The organism is Kitasatospora sp. NPDC008050 (assembly GCF_042957465.1).
Lineage (GTDB): Bacteria > Actinomycetota > Actinomycetes > Streptomycetales > Streptomycetaceae > Kitasatospora.
This window is the reverse complement of the sequence record NZ_JBIBIJ010000012.1, coordinates 25,063-37,738: the sequence shown is the minus strand read 5'-3', so window position 1 is coordinate 37,738 and position 12,676 is coordinate 25,063. Positions and strand designations below refer to the sequence as shown.

12 protein-coding genes are annotated in these 12,676 nt (G+C 73.3%); 8 read left to right on the top strand and 4 right to left on the bottom strand.

Features of this window, described 5'->3' with window-relative positions; genetic code table 11:
* Window positions 1-65 precede the first annotated feature (65 nt).
* From ACFZB9_RS23315 to ACFZB9_RS23285, 7 genes are all read left to right on the top strand, one after another.
* Window positions 66-914 (top strand): 2,3,4,5-tetrahydropyridine-2,6-dicarboxylate N-succinyltransferase, encoded by an 849-nt coding sequence (locus tag ACFZB9_RS23315; protein WP_391450029.1) that lies wholly within the window; start codon window positions 66-68, stop codon window positions 912-914.
* 57 nt (window positions 915-971) lie between these two features.
* On the top strand, window positions 972-2,213 hold the full coding sequence (locus tag ACFZB9_RS23310) for an acyl-CoA dehydrogenase family protein (protein ID WP_391450027.1): 1,242 nt from the start codon (window positions 972-974) through the stop codon (window positions 2,211-2,213).
* Window position 2,214: 1 nt separating this feature from the next.
* Window positions 2,215-3,777 (top strand): AMP-binding protein, encoded by a 1,563-nt coding sequence (locus tag ACFZB9_RS23305; protein WP_391450025.1) that lies wholly within the window; start codon window positions 2,215-2,217, stop codon window positions 3,775-3,777.
* Between the two features lie 246 nt (window positions 3,778-4,023).
* The gene (locus ACFZB9_RS23300) at window positions 4,024-4,647 is read left to right on the top strand and encodes a response regulator transcription factor (RefSeq protein WP_391450024.1); all 624 of its coding nucleotides are present in this window, start codon (window positions 4,024-4,026) and stop codon (window positions 4,645-4,647) included.
* Entirely contained in the window at window positions 4,644-5,333 is a 690-nt protein-coding gene (locus ACFZB9_RS23295; protein ID WP_391450022.1) for a response regulator transcription factor, read from the top strand. The genes ACFZB9_RS23300 and ACFZB9_RS23295 overlap by 4 nt, the downstream gene beginning before the upstream one ends.
* A gap of 245 nt (window positions 5,334-5,578) precedes the next feature.
* Window positions 5,579-5,854, top strand: coding sequence for a hypothetical protein (locus ACFZB9_RS23290; RefSeq protein WP_391450020.1), 276 nt, complete (start codon window positions 5,579-5,581; stop codon window positions 5,852-5,854).
* 22 nt (window positions 5,855-5,876) lie between these two features.
* Entirely contained in the window at window positions 5,877-6,656 is a 780-nt protein-coding gene (locus tag ACFZB9_RS23285; protein WP_391450018.1) for a hypothetical protein, read from the top strand.
* A gap of 42 nt (window positions 6,657-6,698) precedes the next feature.
* Here ACFZB9_RS23285 and ACFZB9_RS23280 read toward each other — a convergent pair whose 3' ends face one another.
* The 4 genes from ACFZB9_RS23280 to lgt form a co-directional block, all read right to left on the bottom strand.
* Entirely contained in the window at window positions 6,699-7,286 is a 588-nt protein-coding gene (locus tag ACFZB9_RS23280) for a hypothetical protein (protein ID WP_391450016.1), read from the bottom strand.
* Window positions 7,283-8,764, bottom strand: a complete 1,482-nt coding sequence (locus ACFZB9_RS23275) for an alkaline phosphatase family protein (RefSeq protein WP_391450014.1) — start codon at window positions 8,762-8,764, stop codon at window positions 7,283-7,285. The genes ACFZB9_RS23280 and ACFZB9_RS23275 overlap by 4 nt, the downstream gene beginning before the upstream one ends.
* A gap of 78 nt (window positions 8,765-8,842) precedes the next feature.
* Window positions 8,843-10,303, bottom strand: coding sequence for an MFS transporter (locus ACFZB9_RS23270; RefSeq protein ID WP_391450012.1), 1,461 nt, complete (start codon window positions 10,301-10,303; stop codon window positions 8,843-8,845).
* Between the two features lie 208 nt (window positions 10,304-10,511).
* On the bottom strand, window positions 10,512-11,390 hold the full coding sequence (gene lgt, locus ACFZB9_RS23265; protein ID WP_391450010.1) for a prolipoprotein diacylglyceryl transferase: 879 nt from the start codon (window positions 11,388-11,390) through the stop codon (window positions 10,512-10,514).
* 394 nt (window positions 11,391-11,784) lie between these two features.
* Here lgt and ACFZB9_RS23260 point away from each other — a divergent pair, with 394 nt between their 5' ends.
* Window positions 11,785-12,594, top strand: coding sequence for a DeoR/GlpR family DNA-binding transcription regulator (locus tag ACFZB9_RS23260; RefSeq protein WP_391450009.1), 810 nt, complete (start codon window positions 11,785-11,787; stop codon window positions 12,592-12,594).
* The last annotated feature ends 82 nt before the right edge of the window (window positions 12,595-12,676 follow it).

Below are 12,676 nucleotides of genomic sequence, written 5' to 3'. Positions count from 1 at the left end.
TGGCGATTCCGGGCCCCGGTGCTGACCGGCGAGGCCCTACCTGCGAGCTGGAAAGCGTTGGTGTCATGCAGAGCCCTACTGCCGATGTGGCGACCCTGCGAACCGAGATCGAGGAGCTCTGGGAGCGGCGGGACGAGATCCCGCTGGACGGCGCCGAGGCGGCGGCCGCCGTGGACGCGGCGATCGGGCTGCTGGACACCGGGCGGGCCCGGGTGGCGGAGCTGGTGGACGGTGAGATCGTGGTCCACGAGTGGCTGAAGGCCGCGATCCTGCTGCTCTACAAGCAGGCCCAGCCGCAGCCCTCGCAGTTCGGGCCCTTCGAGTGCGCCGACAAGATCCCGCTGAAGTCCGGCATCGCCGGCTCCGGCGTCCAGGTCTCGCCCGGCGCCGTGATCCGGCGCGGCAGCTTCCAGGAGCCCGGCGCGGTGGTGATGCCCAGTCACATCGGCATCGGCTCCTACGTCGGCGAGGGCACCCTGGTCGACTCCTGGGTCGGCATCGGATCCTGCGCCCAGATCGGCCGCAACGTGCACCTGTCGGGCGGGGTGGGGCTCGGCGGGATGATCGAGCCGCCGATGGCCAGGCCGGTGGTGATCGAGGACGACGCGTTCATCGGCGCCCGGTCGATGATCTACAGCGGCGCCCGGGTCGGCGAGGGCGCCCTGCTCGGCGCCGGTTCGCTGCTGACCGACACGATCCCGGTCATCGACGCCGCGACCGGCGAGGAGCTCAGCCGCGGCTCGGTGCCGCCGTGGACCGTCGCGGTGCCCGCCAGCCGGCCGCGCGAGTTCGCCGGCGGCACCTTCGGCCTGCCCTGCCTGCTGGTGATCAAGCACCTGAAGAAGGGCGAGCGCCATGACAAGGCCAAGCTCAACGACGTGGTGCGCACCCAGCCGCCGACGCTGACTCTCTGACCGCGAACCCACCCTGTCGCCGCGTCACATCCGACCTGTTCGAGGAGCACCTTTCCCGTGTCTGCCAACGGAATCCTTCCGATACTCAAACGCCACCCGGAACTCGGCGAGCTGCACACCCGGCTGCGCGCCTTCCTGGACGCCCAGCTGCCCGTGCCGCTGTGCGAGGACGCCGACCGGCCCGACTGGCTCGACCTGCGCCGCAAGGCGGCCGCGGCCGGGCTCACCGGCATCGACCTGGTGGGCCCCGGCGCCGCCGTGCGGGAGGGGAGTGCGGCGGGCGGGCGGGTCGCCCAGGGGATGGCCATGTTCCTCGCGGGGGAGCGGGACTGCGACGCGCGCGAGCTCTTCAGCAGCGGGCACGGCGCGATGGCGCTGCACTACGGGACGCCCGAGCTGGCCCGGCTGGTCCACGAACAGGTGGTAGTCGAAGGCAAGTTGGCGGGTGTCGCGTCCAGTGAGCCGCAGTCCGGCTCGGATCTGCGCGGCTTTCGCACCGTGCTGGTCGACCACGGCGGCCACTACACGCTGTCCGGCTCCAAGGGGCTGATCAGCCGGGTCGAGGAGGCGTGCGGGTTCGTCGTCTTCGCCAAGATCGTCACGGCCGCGCAGCACGGCACGGTCGACCTGCGCGAGGTGCCGCTGTCCGCGGTCTGGCTGCCGATGGACACCAAGGGCGTGCTGACCGAGACCACCGACCCGCTGGGCATGCGGGGTTGGAGCTTCGGGCACCTGCACTTCGTCGACGCGGAGCTGCCCCACGGCCTGCTGCTCGGGGCGCCGGGCGAGGGCCGGCGGATCTTCGACGCGCACTTCTCCGCCTGGCGGCTGATGATGTCGCTGGTCTGCCTGGGGGCCGCCGCGGCCGCGATCCAGGAGTCCGCGGACCGCACCCGCCGACGCACCGTGGGACGGCTGCCGCTGGCGGCCATCCCCTCCGTCGCCGCCCGGATGGGGACGGCCGCGGCCGAGGTCGAGGCCGCCACCGCCTGGTGCTTCGCGCTGCTGGAGCGGATCGACCAGGGGGACGTGGACGCCGCCGCCTGCTCGGCCGCCAAGGCGCTGGCCACCGACGTGGCCTACCGCGCGGTGGACCTGGCCCTTCAACTGCACGGCAGCGAGGGCTACACCCGGCGGACCCCGATGGAGAAGCGGCTGCGGGACATCCGCGGGCTGCGGATCGCGGACGGACCCAATGACACGCTCTACAGCGTGCTGGCCCACGCACTGCTGACGGATGGTCAGGAACTGGTGCCGGCGGCGCCGTCCGACTCCCTGCGACCGCTGGCCAGTCGCTGACATGGGGAGCCGGCCGAACCCCACCGTCGCCCCCTTCCGATCCGAAGTCGTCCAGATCCTGGACGTGTTGGCGGCCGATCGCGAGCGGGAGGCGATCCGGCACCAGGGACAGGTCCTCACCGCCGGTGAACTGCTCGACCTGACCCACCGGTTGGCCCGGGCCATGCAGGCCCGGGGCATCGGACGCGGGCGGACCGTCACCCTGCTGAGCGGGAACCTGCCGGCGGCGATCGCCGCGCGCTACGCCGCCAACCTGCTCGGCTGCCGGGTCAACCAGCTGTACAACAAGCTGCCGGCCGAGACCCAGGCCGTCATGGTGCGCGACGTCGAGACGCACACCCTGATCGTCGACCCGCCGCATGCCGAACGGGCCGCCCAGCTCATCGCGTCGGTCCCGGGGGCCGGCGTGCTGGTCCTGGGCCCGGCGGCCGGTGCGCGGGACCTGCTGGCGCTGGCCGCCGAGCAGCCGGCCGACCCGTTCCCCAGCCGGGCGAGGCCGCAGGACGTGCGGACCATCCGGCACTCCGGCGGCACCACCGGCCACTCCAAGGGCATCTGCGTCAGCTACGGCCAGGTCCGGCCGTTCGGTCCCGACCTGCCCAGCGAGCCCGGGCGGCCGCCCCGGCTGCTGGTGTGCACCACCATCGCGCACGCGGCCGGACAGATGACCGACAAGGTGCTGCGGGCCGGCGGCAGTGTGGTGCTGCTGCCGGAGTTCGACGCGGCCACCGTGCTGGCGGCGATCGAGACCGAGCGGATCACCGACCTGTTCCTGATGCCGCCGCTGCTCTACCAGATGATCGACCACCCGGATGCGGCCGGGGCCGACACCAGCAGCCTGCGGCGGCTGAGCTACGGCGGCTGCCAGGCCTCCCCGGCGCGGATCACCGACGCGCTGCGACGGCTCGGGCCGGTCCTCGTCCAGCTCTACGGGCAGCACGAGGCGGGCATCGTCAGTGTGCTGGCCGCCGAGGACCACGACCCGCTGCGCCCCGAGCGACTGCGCTCGGTGGGCCGGATCGCGCCCGGCTACCAGGTGGTCATCCGCGACGAGTCGGGCCGCGAGCTGCCCGCCGGCACGCCCGGCGAGGTCTGCGTGCGCTCCGACACCCTGATGCAGGGCTACTGGAAGCAGCCCGAGCTGACCGCTGCCGCGGTCCGGGACGGCTGGCTGCACACCGGCGATATCGGCCGGCTGGACCGGGACGGCTACCTGACCATCGTGGACCGGCTGAAGGACCTGATCAACACCGGGGGCGGGCACGTCTACACCTCCGAGGTGGAGAACCTGCTCAACTCCCATCCCCAGGTGCGCCAGAGCGCGGTCTTCGGGGTCCGGGACGCGGACCAGGTGGAGCGGGTGCACGCGGTGGTGGTGCCGGTGGCGGGCGCTACGGTCACGGCGCGGGAGCTGTGCGCCCTGGTGCGCGAGCGGCGCGGCGTGACGCATGAGCCGGCCCGGATCGGCTTCGCCGAGGCGCTGCCGCTGACCGACGCCGGCAAGCCGGACAAGAAGGTGCTGCGGGGCCTGGCCGAGCAGGCCCTGGCGGCCGCAGCCGGGTAGCGCACGGTGGAGCATGGCGGAGCGTCGGGGGGCGCTGCGCCGGCCTGCGCGAACGCCTGTCGACCCCGGGAGAATCCGGTGGACGACCGGTGGCGGGGCGGTCGACGATGCGGCGGTCGGCGGAATTTGACGGACCAGTGGGGGCCGCGTAGCGGAAATATGGGGGCCGCGCCCCGATGTGCGGGACCGGCCCTTGGCCCATGCTGCTGACGGAGAATTCGTGGCACATCGACCCAGGAGAAACCGATGGGTGAGCCCGTGCGAGTCAGCATCGTCGCCCTGGACCCGGTGCTGGAAGCCGGCGCCAGGAGCACCTTGCAGAGCAACGCCGATGTTGCCGTGGCGCTGCCGAACGAAGCGGCCGAGGTCGCCGTCATCATCGTGGACCGAATCGCCCAGCAGGTGCTCGACGTCGTGCGCGCGACCCGCAACGCCGGACACCGCCCCGAGGTCGTCCTGGTGGCCACCGAGCTGGCGCCCGCCGAGGCGATGCACGCGATCGCCGCGGGCGCCCGCGGCCTGCTGCGCCGCACCGAGGCGAGCGCGGACCGACTGGCCAGGACCGTGCTCGCGGCCGCCGGCGGCGACTGCACGGTGCCACCGGAGCTGCTGGAGGGCCTGCTCGACCAGGGGGCGGGCGCCCAGGGCGCGGCCACCGCAGCGACGCCCTGGGGTGCCGCAGGCCTGAGCGAACGCGAACGCGCGGTGCTGCGGCTGGTCGCGGAGGGGCACGAAACGGGGGAGATCGCCCGGGAGTTGTGCTACTCGCCCCGGACGGTGACCGCCGTGCTGCACGACGTCACCCAGCGGTTCCGGCTGCGCAACCGGGCCCACGCGGTGGCCTACGCGCTGCGGGCAGGGCTGCTGTGATCGACACCGCGCTGCTGGGGGGAGCGGCGCCGGGGAGCGGCACGATGCGGTGCGCCCCGGACGGGGCCGGGGCGGGCCGGCTGCGGGTCCGGGTGGACGCGAGCGACGCGGCGGTGCGCGAGTCCGTGGTCAGCAAGCTGCGGCACGGCGGCCTGGCACCGCTGTCCGACCCCGAACGGGGGCCCGACACCGTGGTGGTGGCGGCCGGGGGCACCGTGGACGACGCCATCGACGCCTGCCGGGCGAGCCCGCGCGACGGCGAACTGCGCCTGCTGGTCGTCGCGGACGTGCTGTCGCGCAGCGGGGTGCTGCGTGCCGTACGGATCGGGGCGGTGGCGATGCTCCAGTCCGCCCGGGCCACCCCGGAGCGGCTGGTGGCCGCCGTGCACTCCGCCCATCACGGTGAAGGGCGGCTGCCGCACGGGGTGTTGGTCGCGCTGCTCGGCGGCGTCGCCGAGGCGCGGACGGTGGATCCCGCGCCCGTGGCGAGCAGCGTCTCGCTCACCCCGCGGCAGACCGAGGTGCTCGCGCTGATGGCCGAGGGGCACGGCAACGCGGCGATCGCCCGCGCGCTGTGCTGCTCGGAGCACACCGTCAAGAACGTGATCTACGAGATGATGGCTCGGCTCCAGGTCCGCAACCGGGCGCACGCGGTGGCGTACGCCGTGCGTTCGGGACTGATCTGACCGGCGCGGCGAGCCGGTCGCCGTCGTCTCCGGCGGCGACACGGCCGACGCGCTGAGCGCGCTCACCGTCGGAAGAGGCCGAGCGGCACCGGCCCGCGGTGCAGCACGTGCGGCACGTCGCCCCAGGGCAGGCTCGGCTCGGATATCAGTTACGGGGCGGGGTGGGCCTGCTGAAAAGGCGGTTGATCGAACTGGTGCCCCTGGCTAGGCTCGCGGTGATCATCTTCCGAACCGAAGGTCGTGCCATGGAGCTGAGCAACCGTCACACCGTCCTGATCGGCGCTGCCACCGCCGCGCTCGCCGCGGCGGCGGTCGTGGGGGTGAGCGCGGGCGAGCAGTCCGGCAGCACCCACGGCATCGTGGTGGAGGCTCACATGGCGATAGCGAACCCGCCGGCCGCGGTCACCGCCGCCGGCGACGACCTGGTGGTCCCCGACCACATGGCGCTGGTCGTCCCCGACCACATGGCGCTGGCCGACCACATGGCGCTGGTGGTCCCCGACCACATCGCGATCTTCTGAAGTCACCGGCGCCCTGACCATCATGGCCGACAAGCCGGGCGACCCCACGGCCCGGTTCATCGCCGAGACCGCCGAACGGCTGGTGCGACTCTGGGCCGGCCGGTCCGAGCTGCACCACCCGGGCTGGCAGCGCCCCTTCCGGCCGCTCGGTGAGCTCCTGCCCGAGCAGGACGCCGAGTTCGCCGCGCACAACCCGCAGATGGTGCCGCTGCTCTGGTACCCCGCGCTGCGCCACGGCACCCGCCGGGCGCCCGTGATCGACGTGTTCGACCACCTGCCCGCGGAGCTGGGCCCGGCGCTGCCCCGGCGCCAGGAGCTCTCGCGCATCTACAGCTGGGCGCTGGCCTCCCGCACCGCGCTGGACTGGATCGCCGCCTGCCTGGACGGGCGCGGCCTGCTGGAGGTGGGCGCCGGCAGCGGCTACTGGGCCTGGCTGCTCCGGGCCCAGGGCATCGACGTGCTGGCCACCGATGCGGCGACGGACACCGAGCACAACGGCTGGACCGACCGCTTCCAGTTCACCGCCGTCCGCCCGGGCGGGGCGGCCGAGGACGCGGCCGCACACCCCGACCGGGTGCTGGCACTGCTCTGGCCCCCGCACCGCGACCCGATGGCGCTCGACGCCTTGCGCGCCTACCGGGGCCCCGGCCTGCTGTACCTCGGCGACCGCCCGGGCGGGATCTGTGCCGATTACGCGTTCTTCACCGAACTGGCCGCCCACTGGCGCCCGTTGTCGCACTGCCCGTTGACCCTGCGCTGGCTCGGCAACCGCGATGTGGCCACCTTCTTCGTGCGACGCTGACTCCCCCCGGCGGCCGGGCCCGGCCGCCGGGGGCGCCGCCGGTCAGTCCAGCTCCACCTCGAAGTCCCAGGTGGCCAGTGGCTTGCCCGCGTTGCTCCAGGTCAGCGTGGAGTGGCCGGCCGCGAAGGTGCCCGACAGGTGGAGCACACCGTCGTGGCCCGGCGCGACGGTGACCGAGGCGTTGTCCGCGGTGAGCGGGATGCCGTGGCCGAGTTCGTCGGTGGCCGTCAGGTCCTGGGCGCTGAGCTGCTGCTGCCCGGCCGTCAGGTGCAGGGTGACGGTGAGCGAGCCGGCGGACTGACTGGCAGGCGCCGCACCCGGCGAGGGGGCGCTGTTCGCCAGCTCCGGTCCGTTCGCGGTGATCTCGCCCTGCTCGGCGCCCAGGTCCAGATGGACCCGGTCGCCCATCGCGACCAGCTGGGCGTGCCCGGGCACGGCGGTCACCACGATCGGTGTGCCCGGGGCGCTGGGGATCGGCACCCGCCCCAGATCGTCCGGCTTCGAACTGGCGCACCCCGCCGCACCGATCAGCAGCGCGGTCAGGAGCAGGGGCAGCGCACGGGCGGTGCGGTGCCGACGGCCGAGGCCGGGCCCACGGGGGGCACGGCCTCGGTTGGAGCGGTCGGTCACTTGCCGGCTCCGGGCTTCAGGCTGTCCTCGGCGGCCGAGGCCCCGGTGAAGTCGGGCGCCACCACGGAGGGCTGGTCCTTCGGCTGCTGACCGGTGGCCGACCAGACGCCGTTGCTGCCCATGGCGGCGGGCTGCATCGCCCGGCCGCTCGGGTTGTTGTACACGTCGGGGCCGAACGCCCGCAGGCCCGGGGTGGCGGCGTAGCCGAGGTGGCCGTGGCCGTCGGTGCCGCCCTTGGTGACGTGGAAGAGGTCCTCCATGCTGCGCAGCCAGGAGTAGTGGTTGTAGGGCTGGTCGCTGATCGTGCCGGGCTTGATGTAGCGCGAGATCAGCAGCGAGCCGGTGATCCCGCCGCCGGGGGTGGTGTCCTGGCCGAAGGCCTGGTCACCGGGCTGCGGGGTGTTCGGCCCGGGCAGCTCGTTGCAGCAGGCGACCACGGACTGCGCGGTGTCGGTCGGGGTGTTGAGCGTCGGGTCGCTGTTGCCGGTGTAGTCGGCGCCGGAGTTCCCGTAGAGCTTGTAGGGCGGGAACGCCTCGTCGAAGGTGATGTCGATCATGCCGTTGTCCTGGAACGCCGGCGAGGCCATGATCTGCGGGATCCACTTCTCCAGGAACAGGTCCGAGGCGTACAGGCCGCCCTGGTGGTTGGTCGGGTCGCCCGAACCGTTGTCGCCCTTGCAGGTGGAGTCGTGCGCGTCCGAGCAGTTGTCCGGGGTGATCCAGGAGAATTCGGGCGTGGTGGCCTCGCTCTTCAGGTCCTGGGCCAGGCCGGTGAGGGCGGCGTGGCCCGGCTCGGCCGGGCGGCCGTCCAGCGGCACGACCTGCGCGCACTCCTGCGGGTCGTCGATCAGCGAGTGGAACCAGGCGGTCGGGTTGTGCTTGGGGACGTACTGGTCCTGGGCGGTGGCGCCGCCCGGGTCGACCACACCGGCGCCGGAGGGGTCACCGGGGGTGCCGCACTTGTACGGGTCCTCGCGGCCCGGGGTGTTGCCCATGTCCTGCATGTACGCCTTCCAGCTGACGTTCTTGTCGTCGAGCTGGTTGAACAGGGTGTAGACCGAGTCCGGGTAGACGCAGCCGGTGGCGGCGTGGGTCTGGCCGTCGGCGGCCGGGGTGCCGGGCGCGACGTCCTGGTACTGCGGGCAGTCGTTCTGGGTGGCCGGCGCCGGGGCCTGGCCGCTGACCGCGCTGATGTAGTTGTCGAGGCTGTAGTGGCCCGTGCCGTAGTACTGGCGCAGCAGTTCGCCGTGCTGCGGCAGTGTCTTCCAGAGGTAGCTGTTCTGGTTCAGGCCGGTGAACGAAGCCTCGTAGGATTTGTTCTCCAGCATGATCATCCAGACATGCTTGATCTTCGGTGGCTGGAAGTTGTGCGAGGCCGCGGCCGCGGTGCCCGCGCCGCTTCCGCCGACCAGTCCTGCGGCCGCCAGTGCTCCCGCCACCAGCGTCGCCGCTATCCGCGGGCGTCGACCTGTGCTCATCCGGCGAAGCCGGATTCCCCTGAGATTCATGGCCATATACTGGCATGAACACTGCATATAGGGGCAATTGAGTTCGCGTCAGTCCTGGAGGTCCGGGGCCGGCCGCTGTCGCGGGAGCGTGGTGGCGAGCGCCAGCACGGCGAAGGCCAGCAGGGTCAGCGCGGCGGTACGGGCCCCGCCGTCGCCGGGGACCAGGTGCAGCGCGAGCGTCACGGCGGCCACGCCGATCGCGGTGCCGAGGCCGCGGGTCATGTTGACCATGCCGCCGCCGGTGCCCGCCGAGGTGCTCGGGATGGCCCGCATGACCAGGGTGTTGTTCGCCGGGATGAAGGTGCCCAGGGCCAGGCCGAGCAGCGCGAGCGGGTAGGGCAGCAGCGCGGCGTGCTGGGGCAGCGCGGTGAGCAGGACCAGGGCGGCGACGCAGCCCGCGGCGCCCAGGCGGCTGCGCCGGGTGTCGTCCCAGCTCGTCGGCAGCAGCCGGTCGGCGGTGGTGGCGGCGAGCGCGAAACCGACCGGCAGCGCGGTGAGGATCAGGCCGGTGGCCAGTGGCGTGGCGCCGTGCCAGGAGAGCACCACCGGCACCAGGACCAGGGGCCCGAAGAGCACCAGGTAGCCGCAGAGTCCGGCCAGCAGCCCCGGGCCGATCCGCCCGGAGCGCAGCAGGGCCAGGTCGACGAGCGGGTTGGCGCAGCGGGCCTGGCGCCGGACGAAGGCCCAGCCGGCCAGCCCCGCCAGGCCGAGCAGCACGGCCGTGCTCCAGCCGGGCAGGCCGAGGCCGGAGGCGACGGAGAGCGCGAGCAGGGCGCCGGTGGTGGCGGTGGCCAGCAGCAGCACTCCGGTGGCGTCTATCCGGCCCGCACGCGCGCAGCCGCGGGTGCGGGGCAGCAGGTAGTGGCCGGCGACCAGCGCGACGATCCCGATCGGGACGTTCACGCCGAAGACCCAGCGCCAGCCCAGGGTGGCCACCAGCGCGCCGCCCACGGTGGGGCCGAGGGCCAGGCCGATGGCCTGCCCGGCGGCCTGTATGCCGAGCGCGGAGCGCATCTTGCCGGGCGGCGCGCTGGTGGTGACCAGGGCGACGCTGTTGGCCTGCATCAGCGCGGCGCCGACCGCCTGGACGACGCGGAAGCCGACCAGGGCGGCCAGCGTGGGCGCGAGTCCGCAGGCGGCCGAGGCGGCGGTGAAGACGGCGAAGCCGTAGAGGTACATCAGCTTGCGGCCGTGCACGTCGGACAGGCGTCCGACCGGGACCAGCAGCGCGACCAGGGCGAGCAGGTAGGCCAGGGACACCCATTCGACGCCGGCCAGCGAGCTGTGGAAGTCGGTGCGCAGCGAGTGGTAGGTCAGGGTGACGATGCTGGCGTCGAGCTGGCCCATGAAGGCGCCGAAGCAGACGGTGCCCACGGCCAGCCGCCAGGCCCAGGGGTGTTCGCGGACCGCGTCGGGGCGTGGGCGTTCGGTGGTGAGCAGAGTGCGCAGGGTGCGCAGGCGCGGGGCCGACGGGTCCGGCCGGTGCTGCCTGTGCTCGCTGAGCGCCATGGTGACGTCCCCCAGGGGGTGGGCCAGGCCTGAACGGCTCGGCTGGCTCGGCCTTCGAGCCTAGGAGCCCACGCCCGCACGGTCTGTGCGGGCGCGCCCAGGTGCGGCCGGATATGCGAACCGGCGCACCCGGACGTGGGCACGTCACCAGATTACATCTGCGGCAGACATATTCGGTAGGGGAGGTTGTCTGGGTGGGACGGACCGCTCAGTGCGCGGCCTCCGTGGGTTCGGTGGCCTCGGTGGTTTCGGTGGGTTCGGCGGTGTCCGTGGACTGTGCGGGTTCGGGTGCCGGCCGGTTGCGGGTGAGGATCAGGTAGGTCACCGCGCCGAGGAAGACGATCAGCGCGGTCCAGTCGTTCAGCCGCAGGCCCAGGATGTGGTTGGCGTGGTCGTCGCGCAGTGCCTCCACCCAGCCGCGCCCGACGGTGTAGGCGGCCACGTACAGTGCGAAGAGCCGTCCCGAGTGCAGGCTGAACCGGCGGTCGGCCCAGAGCAGCAGGGCGACCACGCCCAGGTCCCAGAGCGACTCGTAGAGGAAGGTCGGCTGGTAGGTGGCGATGTCGGGGGTGGCCGGTGGGCGGTGGGCCGGGTCGATCAGCAGGCCCCAGGGCAGGTGCGTGGGGTTGCCGTAGAGCTCCTGGTTGAAGTAGTTGCCCCAGCGGCCGATCGCCTGGGCCAGGATCAGGCCGGGCGCCAGCGCGTCCGCGTACGCGGCCAGCTTGATGCCCCGGCGGCGGCAGCCGAGCCAGGCGCCCACCGCGCCGAGTGCCACCGCGCCCCAGATCCCCAGGCCGCCGTCCCAGATGTACAGCGCCCGGATCGGCTGCTCCCCGGCCTTGAAATAGAGCTCCGGGTCGGTGATCACGTGGTAGAGCCGGCCGCCGGCGATGCCGAACGGGACCGCCCAGACCGCGATGTCCGAGATGTCGTCCGGGTTGCCGCCCAGCACCGCCCACCGCTTGCGGGTCAGCCACACCGCGGCGGCGATGCCCGCGATGATGCACAGCGCGTAGGCGCGGATCGGAAAGGGGCCCAGGTGCCAGACGCCTTGGGAGGGGCTGGGCAGATACGCCAGGTGATGCATGCGGGCCGTTTCCCTTGCCGGCTGGGGCGCGGTGGTGGTCCCGCCGCGCGAGGGGCACCACAGTACCTCGGGGGCCGAACAGCTCCGGGACGGCTCCGGGGCAGCTCCGGGGCGGTGCCGGGGCGGTGCCGGTGGGCTCCCGGTCTGTTGACTGATGAGCCGTCATGTTTGAATATGTTGGCATCGGATGCGGTGTGGCATGACGGCCCCGGTCCGCGCACGCCGACCGGGGTCCGCAGGACCCGCTGGGCGGGTGTGAAGAGGGCATGTCCATCGGCGAGTTGGCCGGTCGGGAGGGTCGCCGCTTAGGGTTGACCGGATGACCGGCCGCGACGGGATCGAACGCGTCGTGGGCGAGTCCGGCGGCCGCGGGGGCGGAAAGGGAGCAGCACAGGTGTCTGAGAACAGCAATCTCCTGGCGGAGCAGCGCCGTGCGCTGATCGTCGACGAGGTGCGGCGGCAGGGCGGGGTGCGGGTCAACGAGCTGACCCGGTGGCTGAACGTGTCGGACATGACGATCCGCCGGGACCTGGACGCGTTGGCCGGGCAGGGGATGCTGGCGAAGGTGCACGGGGGCGCGGTGCCGGTGCTGGAGGCCAGCACCCACGAGCCGGGCTTCGAGGCCAAGTCGGGGCTGGAGCCCACCGCCAAGGAGGCCATCGCCCGGGAGGCCGCGCGGCTGGTCGCACCGGGCAGTGCGGTCGCGCTGTCGGCGGGCACCACGACGTACTCCCTGGTGCCGCACCTGCTGAAGGTGGCGGGGCTGACGGTGGTGACCAACTCGCTGCGGGTCGCCGACGCCTTCGAGCACGCGCTGCGCCAGGGCGGACCCGGGATCCACCCGGCCACGGTGGTGCTGACCGGCGGGGTGCGCACGCCCTCGGACGCGCTGGTGGGCCCACTGGCCGACCGCGCGATCCGATCGCTCCACTTCGACCTGCTCTTCCTCGGCTCGCACGGCATCTCGGTTACGGCCGGCCTGTCCACCCCGAACCTGGCGGAGGCGGAGACCAACCGCTGCTTCATCGCCTCGGCGCGCCGGGTGGTCGCGGTGGCCGACCACACCAAGTGGGGGACGGTGGGCCTGTCCAGCTTCGCCCGGCTCAGCGAGGTGGACACCCTGGTGACCGAGGCGCCGCTGCCGGAGGAGATCCGCGCGGCGGTGGCCGAGCAGGTCCGCGAGATCGTCATCGCCCACGGGTGAGCCCGGACAGGCCCTGGGCACGCGTGGCGCCCCGCCGGTGATCCGGCGGGGCGCTCTGCGTCAGGCCGGGCGCGGGCCCGGG